The organism is Rhodococcus sp. PAMC28707 (genome assembly GCF_004795915.1).
Lineage (GTDB): Bacteria > Actinomycetota > Actinomycetes > Mycobacteriales > Mycobacteriaceae > Rhodococcoides.
This window is the reverse complement of the sequence record NZ_CP039253.1, coordinates 2456111-2478129: the sequence shown is the minus strand read 5'-3', so window position 1 is coordinate 2478129 and position 22019 is coordinate 2456111. Positions and strand designations below refer to the sequence as shown.

General features: G+C 62.6%; 21 protein-coding genes and 1 tRNA gene. 15 read left to right on the top strand and 7 right to left on the bottom strand.

The genetic code is table 11. The features are described 5' to 3' along the window. The first annotated feature begins 96 nt into the window (after positions 1–96). The 3 genes from E5720_RS11150 to E5720_RS11140 all read left to right on the top strand — a co-directional run bounded on the left by E5720_RS11150 (position 97) and on the right by E5720_RS11140 (position 3314). Complete coding sequence (locus E5720_RS11150; protein WP_247595916.1) at positions 97–1122, top strand: acryloyl-CoA reductase; 1026 nt, start codon at positions 97–99, stop codon at positions 1120–1122. An 85-nt stretch (positions 1123–1207) separates the two neighbouring features. Continuing rightward, positions 1208–2083 carry a DNA-3-methyladenine glycosylase gene (locus E5720_RS11145; protein ID WP_136172608.1) on the top strand — a complete coding sequence of 292 codons (876 nt, stop codon included), beginning with the start codon at positions 1208–1210 and terminating at the stop codon, positions 2081–2083. A 280-nt stretch (positions 2084–2363) separates the two neighbouring features. After that, entirely contained in the window at positions 2364–3314 is a 951-nt protein-coding gene (locus tag E5720_RS11140) for an aldo/keto reductase (protein WP_136170713.1), read from the top strand. A 20-nt stretch (positions 3315–3334) separates the two neighbouring features. On the opposite strand, the gene E5720_RS11135 is transcribed toward E5720_RS11140, so the two are convergent. Then, positions 3335–3718 (bottom strand): hypothetical protein, encoded by a 384-nt coding sequence (locus E5720_RS11135; protein ID WP_247595915.1) that lies wholly within the window; start codon positions 3716–3718, stop codon positions 3335–3337. Between the two features lie 114 nt (positions 3719–3832). Between E5720_RS11135 and E5720_RS11130 the strand changes: the two genes are divergently transcribed. The 3 genes from E5720_RS11130 (at position 3833) to E5720_RS11120 (ending at position 6291) form a co-directional block, all read left to right on the top strand. Continuing rightward, positions 3833–5068 carry a multidrug effflux MFS transporter gene (locus E5720_RS11130; protein ID WP_247595914.1) on the top strand — a complete coding sequence of 412 codons (1236 nt, stop codon included), beginning with the start codon at positions 3833–3835 and terminating at the stop codon, positions 5066–5068. A gap of 6 nt (positions 5069–5074) precedes the next feature. Beyond that, a complete protein-coding gene (locus E5720_RS11125) occupies positions 5075–5545 on the top strand; it encodes a DUF309 domain-containing protein (protein ID WP_136170711.1) in 471 nt (156 codons plus the stop codon). Between the two features lie 77 nt (positions 5546–5622). Next, complete coding sequence (locus E5720_RS11120) at positions 5623–6291, top strand: hypothetical protein (protein ID WP_136170710.1); 669 nt, start codon at positions 5623–5625, stop codon at positions 6289–6291. Here E5720_RS11120 and E5720_RS11115 read toward each other — a convergent pair. Next, positions 6288–7052 (bottom strand): deoxyribonuclease IV, encoded by a 765-nt coding sequence (locus E5720_RS11115; RefSeq protein WP_136170709.1) that lies wholly within the window; start codon positions 7050–7052, stop codon positions 6288–6290. The genes E5720_RS11120 and E5720_RS11115 overlap by 4 nt on opposite strands. A 76-nt stretch (positions 7053–7128) precedes the next feature. Between E5720_RS11115 and E5720_RS11110 the strand changes: the two genes are divergently transcribed. From E5720_RS11110 to E5720_RS11090, 5 genes are all read left to right on the top strand, one after another. Continuing rightward, positions 7129–7860: an ABC transporter ATP-binding protein gene (locus E5720_RS11110; protein ID WP_136170708.1), complete on the top strand. Its 732-nt coding sequence runs from the start codon at positions 7129–7131 to the stop codon at positions 7858–7860. 2 nt (positions 7861–7862) lie between these two features. Then, positions 7863–10400: an FtsX-like permease family protein gene (locus E5720_RS11105; protein WP_168708332.1), complete on the top strand. Its 2538-nt coding sequence runs from the start codon at positions 7863–7865 to the stop codon at positions 10398–10400. Between the two features lie 147 nt (positions 10401–10547). Next, complete coding sequence (locus tag E5720_RS11100) at positions 10548–13130, top strand: non-ribosomal peptide synthetase (RefSeq protein WP_136170707.1); 2583 nt, start codon at positions 10548–10550, stop codon at positions 13128–13130. Between the two features lie 188 nt (positions 13131–13318). Beyond that, positions 13319–14221 (top strand): alpha/beta fold hydrolase, encoded by a 903-nt coding sequence (locus E5720_RS11095; RefSeq protein WP_136170706.1) that lies wholly within the window; start codon positions 13319–13321, stop codon positions 14219–14221. Between the two features lie 2 nt (positions 14222–14223). Next, entirely contained in the window at positions 14224–14859 is a 636-nt protein-coding gene (locus tag E5720_RS11090; protein ID WP_136170705.1) for an LON peptidase substrate-binding domain-containing protein, read from the top strand. A 60-nt stretch (positions 14860–14919) separates the two neighbouring features. On the opposite strand, the gene E5720_RS11085 is transcribed toward E5720_RS11090, so the two are convergent. After that, a tRNA-Met gene (locus E5720_RS11085) sits at positions 14920–14996 on the bottom strand. A 117-nt stretch (positions 14997–15113) separates the two neighbouring features. On the opposite strand from E5720_RS11085, the gene E5720_RS11080 reads away from it, so the two are divergent. Beyond that, the gene (locus E5720_RS11080) at positions 15114–15293 is read left to right on the top strand and encodes a hypothetical protein (RefSeq protein WP_136170704.1); all 180 of its coding nucleotides are present in this window, start codon (positions 15114–15116) and stop codon (positions 15291–15293) included. A 42-nt stretch (positions 15294–15335) separates the two neighbouring features. On the opposite strand, the gene E5720_RS11075 is transcribed toward E5720_RS11080, so the two are convergent. Continuing rightward, on the bottom strand, positions 15336–15848 hold the full coding sequence (locus tag E5720_RS11075) for a DUF998 domain-containing protein (protein WP_247595913.1): 513 nt from the start codon (positions 15846–15848) through the stop codon (positions 15336–15338). Between the two features lie 177 nt (positions 15849–16025). On the opposite strand from E5720_RS11075, the gene E5720_RS11070 reads away from it, so the two are divergent. Continuing rightward, positions 16026–17438 (top strand): AarF/UbiB family protein, encoded by a 1413-nt coding sequence (locus E5720_RS11070; RefSeq protein ID WP_247595912.1) that lies wholly within the window; start codon positions 16026–16028, stop codon positions 17436–17438. A gap of 15 nt (positions 17439–17453) precedes the next feature. Here E5720_RS11070 and E5720_RS11065 read toward each other — a convergent pair whose 3' ends face one another. Continuing rightward, positions 17454–18428 (bottom strand): NADPH:quinone oxidoreductase family protein, encoded by a 975-nt coding sequence (locus E5720_RS11065; protein WP_136170702.1) that lies wholly within the window; start codon positions 18426–18428, stop codon positions 17454–17456. A gap of 148 nt (positions 18429–18576) precedes the next feature. Between E5720_RS11065 and E5720_RS11060 the strand changes: the two genes are divergently transcribed. Both E5720_RS11060 and E5720_RS11055 read left to right on the top strand, forming a co-directional pair. Beyond that, positions 18577–19257 carry a dienelactone hydrolase family protein gene (locus E5720_RS11060; protein ID WP_136170701.1) on the top strand — a complete coding sequence of 227 codons (681 nt, stop codon included), beginning with the start codon at positions 18577–18579 and terminating at the stop codon, positions 19255–19257. Continuing rightward, positions 19244–20119, top strand: coding sequence for an amidohydrolase family protein (locus E5720_RS11055; protein WP_247595911.1), 876 nt, complete (start codon positions 19244–19246; stop codon positions 20117–20119). Before E5720_RS11060 ends, E5720_RS11055 begins: the two co-directional genes overlap by 14 nt. An 8-nt stretch (positions 20120–20127) precedes the next feature. Here the strand turns inward: E5720_RS11055 and E5720_RS11050 are convergent, their stop codons facing one another. Together E5720_RS11050 and E5720_RS11045 are read right to left on the bottom strand one after the other, a co-directional pair. Next, a complete protein-coding gene (locus E5720_RS11050; protein WP_136170699.1) occupies positions 20128–20982 on the bottom strand; it encodes a patatin-like phospholipase family protein in 855 nt (284 codons plus the stop codon). Between the two features lie 43 nt (positions 20983–21025). Beyond that, positions 21026–21865 carry an alpha/beta hydrolase gene (locus tag E5720_RS11045; RefSeq protein WP_136170698.1) on the bottom strand — a complete coding sequence of 280 codons (840 nt, stop codon included), beginning with the start codon at positions 21863–21865 and terminating at the stop codon, positions 21026–21028. Between the last annotated feature and the right edge of the window lie 154 nt (positions 21866–22019).

The following is a 22019-nucleotide window of genomic DNA, read 5'->3' as shown; positions in this document are numbered from 1 at the left end:
GAAGCAGGACCCTACTTCGGTCCTCCGACAAACAACAGGCGCCGCGCTGGATTGGATTTGGTCGGTGCGCAACCGAGATCGGAAGGATCACCTCTTGTGAGCAACTCCGTGCCCGTGTCCTTCAAAGCTCTTGTCGCCCGGGAATCCGACGGGATCGTGCTCGCTCCGGAACCGGTGAACGAGTCGTTTCTATCGACGCACGCCGACCGATCGGGTGTTGTCACCATCGCTGTGGAGAATTCGTCCGTCAACTTCAAGGACGCTTTGGCGATCACCGCGAAAGGTGGCGTCGTACGCGGATATCCGATCATTCCCGGAATCGATATCGCGGGAACCGTCGTCGATTCCACGAGCAGTGACTTCACTGTCGGGCAATCCGTGGTTGCTCACGGGTACGACATCGGCACCGCGCAACATGGTGGTTACTCCGAATTTGCTCGCGTACCGGCAGATTGGGTCGTACCTCCGACTACATTGTCCACGCGTGAGGCGGCCGCGATCGGAACAGCTGGATTCACGGCAGCTTTGTTCGTCTGCGCCCTGCTCGATCGAGGCATCACGCCGTCGGACGGCCCGGTTCTGGTCACCGGCGCAAGTGGCGGCGTGGGGACTGTCAGTGTGGATCTGTTGGCGGGAGCCGGATTCGAAGTTCATGCATCGACTGGAAAGAAAGAGGCGGCCGCATTGCTGACCAGCCTCGGTGCGTCCACGGTTATGGGGCGAATTCCGGATGATCCGGACGCGCAGCCGCGGCCGCTGGGGCGTGCAGAGTGGGCCGCAGGGGTGGACTGCGTCGGTGGCGCGACGCTCGCCCATCTCCTGAGCACGACGCGTTATGGGGGCGCTGTGGCTGCGAGCGGTTTGACCGGAGGAACTCGACTCCCGACGACTGTGCTCCCGTTCATCCTGCGAGGTATCACACTGCTCGGCATCGACTCGGTGCAGTTGCCGATCGAGCGCAGGCGGGCAATCTGGCAGCAACTCGAAACCGACATGCGTCCGAGACACCTCGCTGCACTCACGACGGAGATTCCCGTCACCGACGTCCAATCCGCTCTCGACAAGATCAGAGAGGGACAGATCACCGGTCGAACCGTCGTTTCGGTCGCCGGTAGGTTCTGAGCGCTAGGCTCCATCGGACATGTTGTCGTCCGATCTCCACGCCGCCTCGAACTCGGTCGTGACCGAGTTCGTTTCGGAGCACCCGATGGACGTGGCGATGACGCTCTCCCCGCTTCGTCGAGGCAAAGGTGACCCCACTTTCGAGCGCGACTCAACGGGTTCGGTGTGGCGAACCTCACGTCTGAAAACAGGCCTTCTCACCTACCGCTTGACGCAAATTTCTCGGTTCAGCGTTCGAAGCGAAGCCTGGGGACCCGGCGCTGCAGAGTTCACGGGCATGCTGCCCGCCCTGCTGGGCATCGGCGACGACGCGTCCGATTTCGCGCCCGAGCATCCGACGCTGATTCAGGCGCATCGGGAGTTTCCACACCTCCGACTCGGCCGCACCGGCCTCGTCATGGAAGCGTTGGTGCCAGCCATTCTGGAACAGCGTGTGCACGGGATTTCCGCATTCGCGTCTTGGCGCCGACTCGTCACCAAGTTCGGCGAGCGCGCCCCTGGGCCGACGCCGAAGCCGATGTTCGTGCCACCCGCGGCGGAGGTGTGGCGCATGATCCCGTCGTGGGAGTTTCATCTGGCGAATGTAGATCCGGCCAGGTCCAAGGCCATAGTTCGCTGCGCCCAGTCGGCAGGCAGGCTCGAGGAGACTGCGACGATGTCCGCGGCGGACGCGACGCGTCGGCTGCGGGCGATTCCGGGGGTCGGCGTCTGGACCGCCGCCGAGGTCGCGCAACGCGCATTCGGAGATCCCGACGCGTTGTCCGTGGGTGACTATCACTTGGCTGCCGTCGTGGGTTGGTCGTTGCTGGGACGCCCCCTCGACGATGCCGGCATGGTCGAGTACCTCGAACCTCTTGCACCACACAGGTTTCGGGCGGTGCGCCTTCTTGCAGTGAGCGGCAAGGCCGTCAAACCGAAGTTCGGACCTCGCACGCCGCTCGTCGACCACACCGGCCACTGACATCATCCGGTGGCTCGCAGGCGCATCCGACCGACTGCTTCGCGCGGGTGAACGGGCCGGGCTCGTCGCGGAAGATCCGTCTCCGCGCAAATGTTCCGCCTGTTGGGATTCGAACCCCCTGCAGGAGGTTCGAATCCCAACACGGAGAGTAAATTGCCCGAGCGGCTCCACACCCGCGCCCCGCTGCGCCCAACACGCGCTGGCCCCCTCGAGCGGAATAATCGACACCGAGGCGGTGTTCCCCGTCACGGCTAGTTCTGAACGACTGAAGGAGTACTCGGTGGTAGCAATCGGACATTCGAACCTCGACATCTTTCCGCTGGCTCTCGGTGGCAACACTTTCGGCTGGACCAGTGATGAAAGCGCATCCTTCGAGATTCTCGACGCGTTCACCGCCGGTGGCGGAAATTTCATCGACACGGCCGACTCGTACTCCGCGTTCGTCGACGGCAACTCCGGTGGCGAATCCGAAACCATCATCGGAAGCTGGACCGCTGCCCGCGGCAACCGTGACGACGTCGTCATCGCAACCAAGGTCAGCCAGCATCCCGAGTTCAAGGGACTGACACCGAAGAACATCGCCGCCGCGGCCGAGGCGTCGTTGAAGCGGTTGCAGAGCGACCACATCGACGTCTACTTCGCCCATACCGATTCCGGCGATGCCCCACTCGTCGACACGCTCGCAGCGTTCGATTCGCTGATCGAAGACGGCAAGGTCCGGTACGTCGCGATCTCCAATTTCTCGGCCGATCGCGTCGAGGAGTGGTTGAAGGTCGCACGCGAGAATAATTTCGCAGCACCGATTGCTCTGCAGCCGCACTACAACCTGGTCACCAGGGACGCGTACGAATCCGACCTTGCCCCACTCGCCGCCGATAACGATCTCGGGGTCTTTCCGTACTTCTCTTTGGCGTCGGGGTTTCTTACCGGCAAATACCGCGTGCGCAAGGATTTAGAGGGTGGCCAGCCCCGGAAGCGGCTCGCGACGGGCTACTTCACCGACAAGGGACTCGAGGTCGTCGATGCGTTGAGCGAGATCGCCTTCGCTCACGAGGAAGAGATCGCCACCGTCGCGCTCGCGTGGCTGCTGCATCAGCCGACTGTCACGGCACCTATCGCGAGCGCCAGCACAATCTCTCAGCTGCCCGCGTTGATGGCCGCCCCGACGCTGTCCTTGTCGACGGAGGAGCTTGCACGGCTCGACGCGACGTCGGCTGCTGTGTCCGCGTAGGCGGGCTCGACACCGGGGTTTCAGGCGGTTGCGCGTGCCCGCCTGAGGGGGATCCGAAGTTTCGCGCGAATGTGGTGGATGGTGTCGTCCGGGATCAGGAAGCTTTCCTCGACCGAGACGGTCACTATCCGCTTGCCACGCACTCCCGCATCGATCAGGAAGGTCGAGTGCACCGTGTCTCCGGATTCGGTGAGTTCGATGTTCCGTATCCCGATGATCGCGCGGTAATAGAACGCGTTACCGAGCGCCTTGATCAACCCAGGGCCCGAGAATCCTGTGGTCAGTCCGTTCTCTACGCGGCGTGCGTGGGGCGCGAACTTCACTGCGCTCGGATCGTGGGAGAGCAAGGAATCGATGTACGCCCGGGCGATAGCCTGCCGCGGACTGTCCTCTGGCGTGGTCACGATTGCGGACTCTAGCCCCAACGCTTCCCTCACGGGAACATATCGGTCAACTTCGTTGCTGACCTTTGGGTGTCTCGAGCCCCGGAACAAACAGCGACTGTCGACCAACCAGCAGTGGTCCGCACCGAGCCGACATCGTCCGAGCGACTGAGGGTCATTCTCGTTCTCGGTGCGCTCATCGCGCTGGGCCCACTGACCATCGACATGTACCTACCCGCACTGCCGGCGATCGTCGACGATCTGAACTCGTCCTCGGCCGCAGTGCAGCTCACGCTGACCGGAACACTGATCGGATTGGCCCTCGGCCAGCTCGTCATCGGTCCACTGTCCGACATCGTCGGCCGTCGACTGCCACTCATCGCCGGCACAGCGGTCCACGTCGTCGCATCACTGCTGTGCGTCCTCGCTCCCAATGTCGCCGTCCTCGGTCTCTTTCGTGGGCTGCAAGGCCTAGGCGCAGCGGCAGCTGCGGTCGTGGCAATGGCCGTCGTACGCGATCTGTTCACCGGTAGAGCCGCCGCAACCGTTCTGTCTCGCCTGATGCTGGTAATGGGGGTTGCGCCGGTCCTGGCGCCGTCGCTGGGTGGGGCGGTTCTTCTTGCCGGCTCGTGGCGCTGGGTGTTCGGTGTCCTTGCCGTGCTCGGTGTGGCTTTGTTCGTGCTCGCTGTGTTCTCACTTCGTGAATCCCTTCCACCGGAGCGGCGTCGCAGTCGCGGCATCATGCCGGTGGTCCGCACCTACGGCAGCCTCCTGCGCGACGGACAGTTCGTCGTACTCGTGCTGGTTGCCGCTCTCGCGATGTCCGCCCTCTTCGCCTATGTCGCAGGTTCGTCGTTCGTGCTCCAGGAACAATTCGAACTCGACGAGCAGCAATTCGCTGTCGTATTCGCGCTCGGTGCGATCGCCCTGATCGGCGCCTCACAGCTCAACGTCGTTCTCCTTGCCCACTTCACACCCGTACGTATCGTGATCAGCGCATTGTCGGCTGGTGTGCTCGCCGCCGCAGTGATGACCGTCCTCGCCGTCGGCGACGTCGGCGGAATAATCGGCTTTCTCGTACCGCTGTGGTTCGTCCTCGGGGCAGTCGGATTCGTCATGCCGAACGCGCCTGCCCTGGCGCTGTCCCGGCACGGTGAAGCCGCGGGAACTGCCGCAGCCCTGCTCGGCGCAGCGCAGTTCGGCTCCGGCGCCATAGTCGCACCGGTCGTCGGTGTTCTCGGCAACGACGCCGTGGCAGTATCGGTCACGATGGTCGGTGTCTCGGCGATTGCGCTCCTCGCGTTGATTGCAGTAACAGCAAAGACCCCGACCGAGACGACCCACACGGTGACGACGACCAGCAAGGTGTGACCGCACATGCCGGAACGAGAACGCGATGCCAACGGTAAACCGCTGAATGCACGCCCCCGCGACGGTTTGGGACGGCCGCTCGCGCGCGATGCAATCGGTGTCGAACGGATCCCAGAGGACCTCAGGCTTGCGCCGCACGAGTCCATCGCGAAAGCACAACGATTACTCGATGCCGACATGCCCTTCCATGCCCACGAGATTCTCGAAGGAACGTGGAAGGACTCACCGGAACCGGAGCAGATGCTCTGGCAGGGCCTCGCTCAGCTCGCTGTAGGCCTGACGCACCTCCTACGTGGTAATGCCGTAGGGGCACGATCACTACTCGAACAAGGCCACGACCGAATCCTCGGTTACGAGGTCGATCCGCCGTACGGACTCGATGTGGCCGGACTTCTGGTGTGGTCGCAAAAGCTTCTGGATCGGCTGAACGACGGGGAGCTTCCGCCGTCACCTTCGGCTCCTCGGCTTCTGGGCTGACCCCCTCTCGCCAATCGTTCCCGATCTCGCTACAGTGAGATTAGTTAGGTTAGGCGACACTGAGCGGAAGGCAGTCGGTGACAGCACAGTCCGCAGCGGCACAGGTTCCTTACTGGGTTGCAGTTCTCACTCCCGAAGAACGGCCGTTCGGAAGCCGTCGCACCGATCCCCGGATAGACACGATCGATTCCTCGGTCGTCACTTCCTCGCGTACTCAATGGGCGGGTGCACATCATCCACCGGCCACCACTCTGCTTGCCGTCCTCGCCGCCACCGTCGGTTCGTGGCAGAGCGATCGCTGTCGCAACTGCACCTCCGGAGTGCTCGTCGACATCCAAGCCGGCCGATTCGGCGATCTCGACGCAGCGTCCGAGGATCGTGGATTCTTCCCGGTTCGCCTTCCGTCCACCGGCCATGTCGACGTACTCACCTCCGAGGTCCGTCGCCGCGTCGCCGCAGCCCCCAACGAAGGCTTGGACTTCGGTACCGCCAAGCACGTGCTGAGCCCTCCAGCGCTGGCACGAAGAGCAGGCGCTCAGATTTCGTTCGAGTACGGCACCGGTGAAGCTGTCCCCGAGGACAGTGACCCGCTGACCCACAACCTGTCCGTCACCTGCAACGTCATCGACATCGAAGGCGTCACCATGGTGGACACCGAGTTCCGCTGGAACAGCCGAGTCTTCACCTGCGCGGACGTCGACGACTTCGAACGCTTCTGGGAGAAGACGATCTCGATGTTCCTCTAGAGGCTTTTCAGAAATCGAACGTCCTCGGCCAGTCCGTCGGCGGGCGTTTCGAGGATCACCGGAGCATCTGCTGCCTCGGCGACCGCGACCAACACGTCGGCATCGATCGTTCCGTCGGCGAGGTTGGCATGCCGGTCGCGCGCAGAGCCGAACTCGTCGCGCGAATTATTGAGGTGCACCAGGTCTATTCGGCCCGTGATGGCTTTGATTCGATCCACGACGCCGATGAGTTCTTCGCCTCCCGCCCAAGCGTGGCAGGTATCGAGACAGAAACCGGCACCGAATTCGCCGACGGCGTCCCACAGCCGCGCAATGTCGTCGAAGTGGCGAGCCATGGCGAAATCTCCGCCCGCTGTGTTCTCGATGAAGACCGGCACGCCGAAGCCCCCCACATCCTCCTGGCGCTCGAACAACTTGCGCCAGTTCTCGACGCCCTTCGTGGCGTCCTCGCCATCACGCACGTGACCGCCGTGTACGACCAGACCGATCGCGCCGATCTCGGCAGCGGCCGCAGATTGCTCGATCACAGCCTTACGCGAAGGAATCCTGATCCGATTGTTCAGGCTCGCCACGTTCAGGACATACGACGAATGCACGACGACGTCGATGTTGCCGGCTTTCAAGTCCTCGCCCTGGGGGTGGGGCTCGAGCTTGTTCCACTTCTGCGGATCGGTGAGAAAAAGCTGAACCAGATCGACGCCGAAACTCTCCGCGGAACCGATCGGGTCGGCGGAGTCGCGGACGTGTGCCCCGATTCGCATGTATCCATGATAGGTGGGCGCGCCTCAGGGTGTCCCCCGATAGTGAAGACTCCCGAACACTGAAAGACTGAACACTATGACTGATATCGCCGCCAGCGCGATCGCCCTGACCAAAACCTACGGCTCCGGGGATACCCAAGTCCACGCTCTGCGCGAGGTGAGCGTGGAGTTCGCGCGCGGCGAGTTCACAGCAATCATGGGCCCCTCCGGTTCGGGAAAATCGACACTGATGCACTGCCTTGCGGGCCTGGACTCCGCAACGTCGGGGACCGTGACGATCGGTGACACCGAACTGACCGACCTGTCCGACAAGCAGATGACCGGATTGCGCAGAGACCGAATCGGTTTCGTGTTCCAGTCGTTCAACCTCGTCCCCACCCTGACGGCACTGGAGAACATCACCCTTCCGCTCGACATCGCCGGCCGCACGCCGGACAAGGAATGGTTGGACACCGTGGTGAGCAAGCTCGGGATCGGCGATCGCCTCGATCATCGCCCGAGCGAACTGTCAGGAGGACAACAGCAGCGCGTCGCCTGCGCGCGAGCACTCGCAGGCCGACCCGACATCGTCTTCGGCGACGAGCCGACCGGCAACTTGGACTCGCGTTCCTCCGGCGAAGTGTTGAGCATTCTGCGCGCCGCGGCCGACGACTTCGACCAGACGGTAGTGATCGTCACCCACGATCCGCGCGCAGCAAGCTACGCGGACCGCGTCGTGTTCCTGGCCGACGGCGCTGTCATCGATCAACTCGCGAATCCGACAGCCGAGACAGTCCTCGACCGCATGAAGCAGTTGGAGACGGTCTGATCATGGCCGCCAATCCCATGCGCAAGGTTTCACTGAGAAATCTTGCCGCACACAAAGTTCGTCTTGCACTCACTGTCCTGTCCGTCGTACTCGGAACGGCCTTCGTCGCAGGTTCGTTCGTGTTCACCGATACCTTGCAGCGCACGTTCTCCTCGATCTTCTCCGACACCGCGGCAGGTGCGGATGTTCGGGTCAGTGCGGAAGAAGCCGGCTCGAGCGGAGTCCCCACCCAGGATGCCGCGGCCATAGAGGCCCTCCCGAACGTGGCCGCGGTGATGCCCTACGTCGGTGGACAGATCGTCGTTCTCGACAAGTCCGGGGCGACAGTTCAGTCCGGCGGTGCGCCCACCATCGGGGAGGCCTACATCCCCGACGAGCAGCGACTCGGAGCAAAAGAAGAGTTTCTCTCCGGCGCCGCGCCCACGGCCCCCGGTGAAGTCGCAATCAACGAGGGTGGCGCAGAGAGATCCGGCCTCACCGTCGGGGACTCGACTCAGGTCCTCATCCCATCCAAAGGCACGGTCGATGTCACGGTGACCGGAATCTACGACACCGCGACCGAATCCGGCGGTTATATCGGAGTCCAGTTCCTGCAGAGCCAAGCGAACGAGCTTTTCTCGGACGGCTCGCATGTCCAGTACTACGACGTCGCTGGTAACGATCTCGCGGCAAAGGGCATGACGCAGGCCGATCTACGCGAAGAGGTCGCCGCCGCGCTACCGGATGCCAAGGTTCAGACAGCAGACGAGGTACGCGCCGAGGCCCAGGACACGATCGAATCCGCGTTGTCCTTCGTGAACTACTTCTTGCTGGCGTTCGGCGGCATCGCCCTACTCGTCGGCACATTCATCATCTACAACACGTTTTCGATGATCGTGGCGCAGCGAGTCCGCGAACTCGCATTGCTCCGTGCCATCGGCGCAAGCCGCAGCCAGGTCAGCCGCTCGGTGGTGTTCGAAGCGCTCATCGTCGGAATCATCGGTAGCGCACTGGGGTTCGCCGGCGGCGTAGGGCTCGCCTACGGCCTGCGTGCTCTGCTCAATGCCTTCGACGTCGGATTGCCATCGGGCGCACTCGCTCTCGAACCGAGAACCGTCTTCGTCGCCTTCCTCGTCGGGATCGTCGTGACGGTACTGAGCGCCTACGCGCCGGCCCGTCGTGCCGCCAAGATCCCACCGATCGCGGCCATGCGAGAAGAGTTCGCCTCTGCGGGTGACAGTCTTCGCGTGCGGACGATCATCGGGATCGTGATCGGCGCGCTCGGCGCGGCTGCACTGGTCGTGGGCGCACAATCGACAGGTGGAGCCGCTGCCGGCACCGTCGGAGTCGGAGCCGTTGCCGTCATCATCGCCGTCGCGCTGGCCGCTCCGTCACTCTCGCGGCCGATAGTCGGCGCATTGGGATCGGTGCTCACTCGGCCCTTCGGTGCGATCGGTCGTCTCGCACGGACCAACTCGGTCCGCAACCCCCGCCGCACGGCAGCAACTGCCTTCGCTCTGATGCTCGGTCTGATGCTCGTGTCCGTCATCGGCGTACTCGGTGCGTCGGCGAAAGCCAGTGTGGACGCTCTCGTCGACACTGGGATCGAGGCGGACTACATCCTGAGCGGACCTCAAGCCATCGGTGTTCCGGTCGGGGCAGGACAAGCCGCCCGTAACACCCCCGGGGTGGACAGGGTCGCAATACTGCACCCGGTACGGGTGAACATCTCCGGTGAACCCACCTTCGGGGTTGCCCTCGACGGAAGTCCCGACGGCCTGTTCGATCGAAAAGTTGTCGAGGGCGATCCAGAACTCTCCGGCAACAGCATCGCGGTCTCGCAGTCGGCGTCCAGCGAGAAGAACTGGCAGCTGGGAACCGTGGTGGACTTGGACTCGTTCGACGGTGTGCGCGTCCCGGTGACCGTGACCAGTATCTACGAGGACAGCCCTTTGGTAGGTGACTGGCTCGTATCCGAGAGCGTCTACGAGCAGGTGACGCCGAGCATCGTGCGCTCGGACATCGTGGTTCTCGTCGGTGCAGCCGCGGGTACCGATCTCGATGTCCTCCGCAGCGACCTCGAGGCGTCGACGAAGCCGTTCGTCGTCGTACAGGTACAGGATCGCGACCAGTTCAAGGGCAGCCAGAGCCAACAGATCGATACTCTGCTCGCAGTTCTCTACGGGCTCCTCGCGTTGGCAGTCGTGATCGCGATCCTCGGCATCATCAACACACTCGCTCTCTCCGTGGTCGAACGCCGTCGAGAGATCGGGATGTTGCGGGCTGTGGGGATGCAGCGTGCCCAGGTGCGTCGCACCATCTATCTCGAGTCCCTTTTGATAGCGCTGTTCGGTGCCATCGTCGGGCTGGTCCTGGGAATAGTGTTCGGCTGGGGTTTCGTGCGGACGCTTCGCGACGAAGGCCTCGGCGTCGTGACGGTTCCGTGGGGGCAGGTCATCGGGATGCTGATCGGGTCGGCGATCGTCGGAGTCGGTGCGGCCCTCTGGCCTGCTGCCAGAGCTGCGCGCACGCGCCCGTTGGAGGCCATTGCCGACGCCTGATCGTGGAGGCCCGCCCTCTTGTCCAAAGTAACAATGTCATAAGGGTTGCGCATAAAAGGACCCTAAGGTTACCTTGTAGCGCGTAAACAGACTCGACGACGGTTTCTAGTCAAGACCCGAATGGGCTGTGGCACTGCAAGGGGGGGCATGTCGCTTCATCCGACCGACACGTCCCCACACTCCGATCTCGCGCCGATGTGCAAACCCGATCTGCGGGACACACTGCTGGATCGGTTGTGCGAGGTCGCCCACGCGCTACCCGACGCGACGGCTCTGGTCGCCGACGACGGCGTGCTCACCTTCGACCAGCTTCTGCACCGGACATATGCAGTGGCCCGCAAGATTGCGCACCTGGCCCAGGTCGATCGAAGTCCCATCGCGGTGGACGGGCGCAACACGACCGAGTCGATCACGTTGATGCTTGCGGTCATCGCATCCGGGCACTCACTGGTACCTCTCGACTCCAACCTGCCCGAGACTCGACGTCGGCAGATCGTCGAGCAGGCAGCCGCACTGCGGATGGACACTGCCGACATCTCGGACGCCGAGGACTCGGCTGCGCCCCTCCCGACGGTGACCGGCGATCAAGTTGCGATCATCGCGTTCACCTCCGGATCGACAGGCGTCCCCAAGGGAGTTCTGCTCAGTCACCGGATGTGCTTGAGCAAAGCGTACGAGGTCAGCTCGGCCCTGGCGCTCAGACCACGTGACCGTGTGGGGAATGTGCTTCCAGTGAGCTTCAGTGCCGGCATCAACACCCTGTTCGCAGGTCTTCTCAGTGGCGCACAGGTACATTGCCGCGATCCGCGAGCTATCCACCCAAACCAGCTGGCGCCATGGATCGAGCGGTGCTCCATCACAACTTTGCATTGCTCACCTTCGCTCGTGAGCAGCGTGCGCACGACGCTACTCACCTCGAACGTGCCACCTTCTCTCGTAGGCGCGGTACCCGAGAACACAATCCCGTCACTTCGCGTCGTCGCCACGTACGGAGAATCACTTCACTCTTCCGACGTACGCTTCTTTCGATCCGTGCTCGGTAGTGATGCAACCTTCGTCAACTGGTACGCCACAACGGAATCCGGTGTAGTCGCCTACAATTCCTACAGCGCGGAACAGGCTCTTCCCCACGGGTTCATTCCTGCCGGGTACAGCCCACACGGAAAAATCGTGGAGATCGTCGGAGTAGGCGGTCGGACGCGGAAGTTGGGTGAGATCGGCGAAATTCGGATCTCGGCGCCGTTGTCGGCCGATGGATATCTAGGGCTGGAAGAGTTGACGCGCTCGCGTTTCAGTACCCACGACGCAACTCACCGCTATCTCACCGGAGATGTAGGTCGAATCGATCGGTTCGGGGTTCTGCACCTCGTGGGTCGAGTCGATGATGTGATCAAAGTGTCCGGCTACCTGGTGGACCCCACGGAAGTCGAAGCGGCACTTCGCACTATCGACGGTGTGAACGATGCCACGGTCGTTGCGCGCGATGTCGAGTCGGGCAAGCAACTCGTCGCGTACTTCGTCTCCGATCGATCTTCTGTAGCCGCAGTGCGCGATGCACTGCGGAGAGATTTACCGGAATGGACGGTCCCCGCGCATATCACGCGGGTGGACAGGATCGACCGGAACGAACGAGGCAAGGTCGATCGTTCGAAACTTTTCGATTCCGAAGAGTTGCCGACGTCTCTGTCCGACAACACTTTCGATGGACCCACCGAAAGGTGGATAGGCAATATAGTTCAACAAGAACTAGGGCTGGACAAGATCGATCGCGACGCGGATTTTGCTGCGCTGGGTGCCACCTCACTTGCTTTGACCACGATCGTGGTGGGAGTGCGACAGTCCTTCCACGTCGAGATCTCCACCGAGGAACTCGCGCAGGCGATGAACATCCGCAGCTTGGCCCGGACTGTCGATGCCAAGCTCGCCGATGCCGATCTGGACACCGCAAGGTCGTCACACGACGGAGTCATGGTGCCGCTGCGAAGCGAAGGTTCGACGGCTCCCCTCTTCGTCATCGCTGGAGCGGGCGTACCAGCAGTCGGACTCATCCCTCTGGCCAATCACCTGGACCACGACCGTCCCGTGTATGCGATACAAGCCAAAGGGCTTGGAAAAAAGGCACTTCCAGACCGGAGCATCGGCAGAGCCGCGCGTCGATATGTCCGCGAGATCCGCCGGATTCAGCCCCAGGGACCGTATCTGCTCGTCGGCCATTCGCTCGGGGCATGGATTGCGCTCGAGATGGCTCGCATTCTCGAATCGGACGGAGACATAGTCGCAGAGCTGATTCTGCTCGACCCTCGCCTGTACCGAACGATGTTGGACAAGCTGTCGGAGGGCAACACCGATTTCGAAGCGGCCCCCGACAGGGCACCGCTCCGTAAACCCTGTCTTCCTGCGCTCGCTCGCCGGGCGGTGTCGGTGGCACTGGCCGGATTGGTCCGGTTTCCGACCACCGAACGTTGGCTGGCATTCGGCATCATCGGCCACAGAGCACTCGACGCTCATCGACCGAAGCCGTGGAGTGGCCCGGTCACTGTCGTCGTGACGGGCGAGAACACCTCCGATCGACGTTCCTGGGAAACGTTGGCGACGGGCAATCTTGTCATCAGAGAAGTTCCTGGCAATCACATCGACATGGTTCGCGAACCTATCGTCGCCAGAGTTGCCGACATTATCGACGACGCATTACACAGGCGCAGGCGGCGGGAACGGACAGATCACGGATGACCGACTCGATAGAAAGGCGGCGAAGCCGCAGACCCCTGATGACGTCCATCGCCAGTCATCGTGATGGCTACCAGTCCTCGATGCAGCCTTGCAACCTGCCCCAGGACTCGATGAGCTGTCCTCGGTCCCTCGATACGCGTACGTTGGTTTTCGACGCTGTAGCAACGCAGCCGGGAGGCTCTCGATCCATGAACAAGGACTCACCGCGTTACCCGATGGATTCGGTCGAACTGCACAAAGACGTACTTCGTTATGTCGACGTCGGTGATGGTCCACCGATTGTGCTGGTGCATGGCCTGCTGGGATCGAACGAGTCCTGGGCGGGACAAATCGAACGCCTGTCGGAACGGCACCGTGTCATCGCACCCGATCTGTTCGGCCACGGCCGATCCGACAAGCCGTCCGGAGACTATTCGCTCAGCTCGCATGCCGCGACGATCCGCGATCTGCTCGAACATCTGCACATCGAGTCCGCGCCGATGGTGGGCCATTCGCTGGGCGGCGGGATCGTCATGCAGATCGTCTACCTGTTCCCGGGGTTGGTCGAGCGGTTGGTGCTCGTCAGCAGCGGCGGCCTCGGCACCGAAGTGAGCCTGTTGCTCAAGGCTGCCACCTTGCCCGGCAGTGAGCTCGTTCTTCCGGTACTGGCGTCCGACTGGGTACGAAGGAACGCCGAGAGCGTTATGGGGCAGTTGGACAAATGGGGGCTTCCGGTACGGCCGGGCGCGAGCATGACGGAAACGTGGCGCTCGTTCAAGTCGGTGTCCGACAGACAGACCCGCGAAGCTTTCCTTGCCTCGACGCGCGCCGTCGTCGGTCCGCGCGGACAGACGGTCAGCGCCAAGCAGCACTTCGCAAAATTCGAATCTATCCCGTCACTACTGATCTGGGGCGGTAAGGACCGCATGATTCCGGCCTCCCATGCCGACAACATCAGGCGGGAAGTACCGAACAGTCGCGTCGAGATCTTTTCCGACGCAGGACATTTCCCGCAGCTGGACGAGCCGGATCTCTTCTTCCGGGTTCTCGACGAATTTCTCACCGCGAACCCCAAGGTCAAGGCATCACCGACAGCAGCAGTGTCGGACTGACGATGTCACTGTGGCCAATGTTTCCACTCGGCAGCGTGCTGCTGCCAGGGGAGCGTCTTCCTCTGCACATCTTCGAGCCGCGTTACCAGGAACTCTTGGCCGCTTGTCTCGCCATGGAGGACCCCAGTTTCGGGGTCGTGCTGATTGCGCGCGGAAAAGAATCCGGAGGCGGAGACGTCCGCCACCATATTGCAACGGCTGCTCACATCGTCGCCCACGAAGAGGTCGGTGACGGCAGGCATTACGTGGAATGTGTAGGGAGCGAAAGACTTCGGATCGATGCCTGGCTGGAGGACGACCCCTACCCGCGTGCTGATCTCCGTGTATGGGCCGACGAGAACGCGGCCGCTCCGCCGGCCGAATCCGAGTTCGAGTCACTGCAGGACAAGATTTCTCAGCTGTACACATTGATCGGTAACCTGGCACGGGCCGAAGGTGCTGCGCCACCGCCTGATCCGAGTTTCTCCGCTCTTCCCGCCGAGGCGGGTGAACGCTTGTTCACCCTTGCCGCGCAGGTTCCGATGGGGCAGGCCGACCGTCAGGACGTCCTGGAGGCACCCGGCCCGTCCGAACGACTACGGGTACTCGTCGATGCTGTCGACAACGTCACCGACATCGTCAAGTTCAGGTTGAGCTGACCGGGGGAATGGAAACAAAAAAGAACCAGCACCCGAAGGTGCTGGTTCTCTTTCTAGCATTGGTAGCGGGGACAGGATTTGAACCTGCGACCTCTGGGTTATGAGCCCAGCGAGCTACCGAGCTGCTCCACCCCGCGTCGTTGTGAAACAAACACTACATGCTTGGTCGCGGATCTCCCAATCCCCAGGTCAACCATCGACTCATCGGCCGATTCGATCGCTCCTATGACGTGTTCGGGCGGAGGATAAGAGCTATGCGCGATAAGACTTCTCCGATGTTCGCAGCGCCGGCAGCGGACTACGACCGGCTGATCGGACGCTATCTGCCTACATCGGCACCGACATTCGCCGATTCAGTCCCCGTCACGACGGGCATGTACGTCGGCCGGCGTACGCGAAATGTCTCGCGTGAGCAGGCCTGGGGGACGATGTAAGCGCGCGCCTGGTTCACTCGGGGAACGGTGTAGAACGAACCGCTAATGCTTCGAACGCGCCGCAACCATCCCGAGCGCTGCTGCGGTGAGCAGCTCCCAGCCGGTGAACGTGTAGATCGACGCGCGTTCCATCACGCCTACGGGGCCGATACCGGCGATCAGCAGACCGGATGCAACGAAACCGAGCGCCCCCAATCCGATGCTGCCCTTCGAGTACCAACGCGGGCAGGTCGGAATACCCGTACCGACGAGCAGGGCAATGCTGTTTCCGGCGCCGATCGCCAGGACTGCGCCGATGAAGTGCGCATTTCCGTCACCGGCATGTACGACGGCAACGAGCACGCTGCCGAGGGCGTATGCGGCTATCGCTCCGAGATACACCCATCGCCGACGTCCCAGCAGCGACGCCGAACAGATGCCCGCAGCCAGCACCGAGCTTGCGGACACGCAGAAGGACACATTCATCAGCCATGAGGTGTCCGACGTTGTCGGTACTCCGAGATCGCTGACGGTGTCATAGGCGTACCGGTAGCCCTCTGATCGTGAGGCTGTCAATCCCTCGAGCAGCAGATATTGCAGCGAGGCGAAGGCGAAGAGCAGGCCTGCAGCGCGTGCTTTCCTACGTGGAATGTCGTACTCCTCAGGGCGGAGAAATGGTTGTCGTACAAGTGGGTACAGTCGGACCCGTTCGACACGCGCCGTGCATGCGGAACACGCCCTCGAGGAGCAACTGTGGCACGAGTACCTGCAGACCGCCGCCAGGTGGTGTTACTTCCCGCCCTCCCGAGCAATCTGTCCGGTGGCTCGATGAGCAAGAGTCTCGCTCCGCCGCTGCGCCAGATCGGCATTCGTGAACTTCTGCGTCTCGTCGTGATCGCTGCTGTTCTGCTCTCCTATCAGATTCTGGCGGTGGGCAAGTGGATTCTTCGGCCCCGCCGCGGCTGGGCAGCGCATGCCTCCGAGGGTGTCGTCGACGCGTTCTTCTCGCTCGGTCCGACGTTCGTCAAGGTCGGCCAGCTGATGGGGTCCTCACCCGGACTCTTTCCGAAGGTGCTGGCAAATACCTGTTTGCGCTGCCTCGACGAGGTGCCTCCGTTTCCGGGGGCGCAAGCGAGAGCGATCATCGAAGCAGACCTCGGTCGTAGCATCGAGGACCTTTTCGCTCGGTTCGACGACGTGCCGCTTTCGTCTGCATCGGTTGCCCAGGTACATCTCTGCGTACTGAACGATGGCCGGGAAGCTGTCATGAAGGTTCAGCGCCGAGGCATCTACCACCGTATGAAGATCGATCTCCGCATCGCCTACGTGTTCGCTCGGGCATTGGAGAAGTACATCGCCTTCTTCGAGACTGCCAACGCCTCCGCCATCATCGTCGATCTGCACGCTGCGACGTTCGCAGAGTTGGACAGCGTCGTCGAAGCACGGCGACAGGCCTCGTTTCGGGCCGCGATCTCTGCTTTCGGCGACAACACTTTCGTAACGGCGCCCGAGGTGATCGAGGAGTACTGCGGCAGCCGAGTCATTTGCATGGAACGTATGCGCGGATACCCGCTGGATCAGTGCACCCCCAGCGAAGAATCCGAGTTGATCGTCCGCAGGGCCGCCAAGGTATGGATGGAAGCCCTTGTCCTGCATGGGCTTTTCCATGGCGATGTTCATGCAGGAAACGTCTGGGTGCTCGACGACGGGCGGGTTGCGTTTCTCGATTTCGGCGTCATGGGTGAACTCGACGAACAGTGGCGTTCGCTGCTGCAGGATCTCTTTCACGCCACCGTGATCGACGGAGACTTCACTCGGCTTGCCGGCAGTGTCAAACGGCTCGGCATCATCTCCGAGGACGTCGGCACGGACGCCGAGGTCGGCTCGATTCTGCAGTCCGTGTTCGCACCGATGCTCTCGGATACGTTGGCGCACTTCAGCTTGACCGATTTCATCAAGGCACTCGTGGGCATGGGGCAGCATTACCGAACCTCGAGCCCTGAGGAGTTGATCCTGGTGGGCAAGCAACTCGGATACTTCGAGCGCTACGCGATCGAACTGGCCCCGAACTGGGCGCTCGGAACCGATCCATTCGTCTTCAAGAACGTCTTCCCCGCGGAGGTGGCCGCGTTGGCGCACGCCCGCGAGGTCGACCTACCGGACTAGCATCGACCTGTCGGACTAGCTGAGCGTCAGGACGACTTTACCTGCGGCGGTTCGATTTTCGAGAGAAGCAATTGCCTCGCCCGCCTTCTCGAGCGGGAACGCCGACGGCTCGGGCGCAGTCAGCTTGCCCGAGGCGAGCAATGGTTCGACCTCGGCCCACTGCTGTTTCAGATAGCCCGGGTTGCTCATCCACCATGCGCCCCAGCCCACTCCCACGACGTCGACGTTGTTCAACAGGAGTCGGTTGACCTTGACCGTCGGGATCTCACCGCCGGTAAACCCGATCACCAGGATCCGACCCGACGGCGCGAGACTTCGAATGCTGTCGGTGAATCGGTCACCGCCGACGGGATCGACGACGATGTCGACGCCTTTGCCTCCGGTGAGTTCCTTCACCGCGTCCTTCCATCCGTCCACGAGCACGACGTCGGTGGCGCCCGCGGCCCGCGCGGTCTCGGCCTTCGCTTCCGAACTGACGACCGCGATGACGCGCGCAGCGCCCAGGACCGGAGCCATCCGCAGCACCGAGGTACCGATGCCTCCCGCGGCGCCGTGCACGAGAACCGTTTCGCCCTCGGTGAGACGTCCGCGCTCACGTAGCGCGAAATGTACCGTCAGATCGTTGAACAGCAGTCCGGCACCTGCCGTCAACGAGACGGCGTCCGGGAGCGCGAAGACGGTCTCCGGAGCCACGGCGGCGACCGAGGCCATACCGTCGGACAGTCCGGTCAGGGCGGCGACGCGATCACCTGCGGTGAACCCGGATCCCTCCGGTGCCGACCGAACGATGCCCGCTATCTCACTGCCCGGCACGAACGGCAACGCCGGCTTGTACTGGTAGAGCCCACGAGTCAACAGAGCGTCCGGGAACGCGACCCCGGCGGCGTGTACGTCGATCAGCACGGACTTCCCGTCTTCGACCGGTTCATCGACCTCGACGATCTCGACCGAATCCGGCCCATCCAGCTTCGTGATGTGCACCGCACGCATGAACTGTCCTCTCGTTGGGAAAAGTCCCTTTTTCGGTCAGGGCGCGAAGCGCCGTGTGACCCACGGTACAAAACCGGTGTGAGGGGTGCCGACCCGGCTGGGGGAGGCCGGAGCGGAGATGGATCGGCCGAGGTGGTCCAATCGAGGTATGTCCATCCCCCTCACCACTGTCAAGCCTTCCGGAACCCCGCGCGGCGGTGTCGTCGTAGTTCAGGAAGCGTTCGGCGTCACCGAACACATCGTCGATATCTGCCAACGATTCGCCGATGCCGGCTGGGTCGCCACCGCGCCCCATCTGTTTCATCGACAACCAACCCAGATCATCGCGTACGACAACATGGATCCAGCCATGGCAGCCATCGGCGCACTGAACGCAAGCGAGGTCGACTCCGATGTCGACGCCGGATTCTCTGCCTTGGCCGAACTCGGATTCGAGCCACAGCAGACTGCGATCGTCGGATTCTGCATGGGCGGATCGGTCACCTTCCACACCGCTGTACGACGCGCTGTCGGCGCCGCAGCGACGTTCTACGGCGGCGGAATCTCGAAGGGACGCTTCGGATATCCGGCAATGTTGTCGGTCGCCGATGCGTTGCAGACGCCCTGGCACGGGTTCTTCGGCGACCTGGACAAGGGCATTCCCATCGACGAGGTCGAGCAATTGCGTACCGCAGTCGCGACTTCGCCGGTATCGACCGACATCACCCGATATGCTCAGGGCGAGCACGGATTCAACTGCAACGACCGCCCCGCGGTCTACGATCCCGAGGCCGCAGCCGATGCCTGGACGAAGACGCTCGAGTGGTTCGACGGCCATGTCGCCCACTGAAACCGAGCAGATTCGGTCTTTCTGGACAGACCTCGGGTTGCCCGGACTCTTCGATGTACACACCCACTTCATGCCGAAGAACGTCATGGACAAGGTCTGGACGTACTTCGACTCCGCGGGGCCGCTCACCGGAATGGCCTGGCCGATCACCTATCGGGAGGACGAGGACACGCGTATCGAGATGATGCGCGAGTTCGGCGTACGAGGGTTCACCTCGATGATCTACCCGCACAAGCCAGGCATGGCGGAGTGGCTGAACTCGTGGGGCACACAGTTCGCGCAGCGGGTGCCCGATTGCGTGCACACTGCAACGTTCTATCCGGAGGAAGGTGCCACGCAGTACGTCGAATCGGCGGTGGCATCCGGCGCAAAAATTTTCAAGTCCCACATACAGGTCGGGAACTACCCGCCGAACGATCCACTGCTCGACGGCGTATGGGGGATCATCGAGGATGCGGCGATCCCCGTCGTGATCCATTGCGGTTCGGGGCCGGCCTCCGGACCACACACTGGACCGGAATCGATTGCCACGCTACTGCAACGCTTTCCGCGACTCCCGCTGATCATCGCGCACATGGGCATGCCCGAATACCTCGAGTTCCTTCAGATGGCGTTGCAGTATCCGAACGTGCGCCTCGATACGACCATGGCGTTCACCGATTTTTCGGAAGCGTCATGGCCGTTCCCGAAATCGGGTCGATCGAAACTGATCGATCTACAGGGCCGCATACTGTTCGGGAGCGACTTCCCCAACATCCCGTATCCGTATCTGGACGCACTGACCGCGGTGGCTCGCCTCGATCTGGGAGACGAGTGGGTGTCGGACGTGTGCTATCGAAACGGAGCGAGCCTGTTCCTGTAGCGAAAGGCTCAGGCCCTCCCGAATGCGCTTATCGCATCGGCGATCCGGCCACCCTGAGCAAACCCCGCTTCGGCGGTGTCAGCTCGCCTGGCCGGATCGGTTGGGTCCGGTCCGATAGCAGCGACAGCGTCTTCGTCGGGTTGCACGAGTTCCACAGCAGATCCGCGCGCGACCAGACGCGCACGCTCACGCTCGAACTTCCCGCCCGAGGGTTCGACGAGACCGACCTTCAGCACCAGCACGCGTGCGAAACCCACTGCCAAATCGACATTTTCATCGGATCGGACCCCGCCGTCGACATAGCGGTGATCGCCGATGGTGACCGGCGGCCACATCCCGGGGATCGCGCAACTCGCGGCCACGGCGTCGACCAGCTGTACTCCCGAGCCTCGATCCAACACTCGATGGCGTCCGGTCACGGCGTCGACAGCAACCACGCGAAGATCGCGGTCGGGCCATCGGTGTGAGGGGAGCCGTTGCGCGATGACGGTCCGTCGTTCGGCCTCGGGAACGGTTCGAGCAGCGATCGCAGCAGCACCGACCAGCCGGGCGAACTCTTGCTCGTTCCCCCCTGCCCGCTCGGTTGCCCGAGCGAACAGGTCGAGGACGTCCGTCAAGGAACCGTCCGCCCGCAGCTCGTCTACTTGCAGGGACGGATCGATCTGCCGCGCGTGGAGATCGCCGAGTGAAGTACCGCTGGTCACCTGCGCTGCCACGGTCGATCCCGCTGACGTGCCGAGCACCATATCGGACCACCCCGGGGCCGTCACGTCGACACCCGCGCAGGCCATACCGTGCAGTAAGCCTGTCTGCCAGGCGATGCCGGCAACCCCGCCACCACCGAGAACCAATGCTGTACGCAACGTGCAACCCTCGTCTTTCGTAGCCTGGGTAGAACCTACCGGCTCACGCGAGTCTCGGCGACAGCCAGGCGATCAGGTCGTCGAGGACTCGGTCTTGTTCCGGTTCGTTGAATATCTCGTGGTAAAGCCCGTCGTACACCTCGAGGGTCAGGTCGGTCGATCCGGCGGATTCGGCGATCGAGCGACTGCCCGATACGTCGGCGAGCTTGTCCTCGCTGCCGTGCTGCAGAAGAACCGGGAGCGTGAGCGTATGCAGCCGCGCGGGATAACTCTCCATGGCGCCGACCAACCCGCTGGCCAGCCCGGCTGGAATCTTGCCGTGGTAGACGAGAGGGTCGGCGTTGTATGCGGCCACGACGGCCGGATCCCGCGACACCGCGGCCGAGTCGAGTTTCTGAACCGGCAAGCTCGGCGCGATCTTGCCCAGGATTTTGCCGATCGGAATCAGAATTTTCGGAGTGCTGTCACCGAGGACCACCGCGGGGGCGGACAGCATCAGCCCATCGAGCTCGTTTTGATACTCGAGCGCGTAGGACAAGGCGATCGCACCACCCATGCTGTGGCCGAGCAGGAAACTCCGCATACCTGGGTACGCCGCATCGGCGATTCGAAAGACCTCGTGCAGGTCCTCGACGAAATCCGACCATTTCTTCAGCTCGAGCCGCTTGCCACCGGACCTTCCGTGCCCGCGATGATCGGGCGCATAAACGACGAGACCGAGTGTCCCGAGACGCTCGATGACGTGGTGGTAGCGACCGGCGTGTTCACCGAGCCCATGCGAGAGCACCAGGATGGCCGACGGCTGGAGGTCTTCGGGCGTCCAGACGTCGTACACGATCTTGGTTCCATGCACTCCAGTGAACGATGCCTCGGTGCGTTTCACGTGTATCTCTCCTCGTCTGCGCCGCTGAACTTCAGCGATCTCGAAAGGCGGTCTTCTGCTTTGAAAAGACGGCGTACCTATCCGATCACGACATGGCGCCGAATTATATGAGATCCGTCATGACGTTTGCCGACAATTAGCTGTTACCGTTTTA

Bases quoted from the DNA above. Each gene is read 5' to 3' on its own strand.
- E5720_RS11145 (WP_136172608.1), top strand. From the start codon at position 1,208: ATGGACGTGGCGATGACGCTCTCCCCGCTTCGTCGAGGCAAAGGTGAC.
- E5720_RS11125 (WP_136170711.1), top strand. From the start codon at position 5,075: ATGCCGGAACGAGAACGCGATGCCAACGGTAAACCGCTGAATGCACGC.
- E5720_RS11115 (WP_136170709.1), bottom strand. From the start codon at position 7,052: ATGCGAATCGGGGCACACGTCCGCGACTCCGCCGACCCGATCGGTTCC.
- E5720_RS11110 (WP_136170708.1), top strand. From the start codon at position 7,129: ATGACTGATATCGCCGCCAGCGCGATCGCCCTGACCAAAACCTACGGC.
- E5720_RS11105 (WP_168708332.1), top strand. From the start codon at position 7,863: ATGGCCGCCAATCCCATGCGCAAGGTTTCACTGAGAAATCTTGCCGCA.
- E5720_RS11100 (WP_136170707.1), top strand. From the start codon at position 10,548: ATGTCGCTTCATCCGACCGACACGTCCCCACACTCCGATCTCGCGCCG.
- E5720_RS11095 (WP_136170706.1), top strand. From the start codon at position 13,319: ATGAACAAGGACTCACCGCGTTACCCGATGGATTCGGTCGAACTGCAC.
- E5720_RS11090 (WP_136170705.1), top strand. From the start codon at position 14,224: ATGTCACTGTGGCCAATGTTTCCACTCGGCAGCGTGCTGCTGCCAGGG.
- E5720_RS11080 (WP_136170704.1), top strand. From the start codon at position 15,114: ATGCGCGATAAGACTTCTCCGATGTTCGCAGCGCCGGCAGCGGACTAC.
- E5720_RS11065 (WP_136170702.1), bottom strand. From the start codon at position 18,428: ATGCGTGCGGTGCACATCACGAAGCTGGATGGGCCGGATTCGGTCGAG.
- E5720_RS11060 (WP_136170701.1), top strand. From the start codon at position 18,577: ATGTCCATCCCCCTCACCACTGTCAAGCCTTCCGGAACCCCGCGCGGC.
- E5720_RS11055 (WP_247595911.1), top strand. From the start codon at position 19,244: ATGTCGCCCACTGAAACCGAGCAGATTCGGTCTTTCTGGACAGACCTC.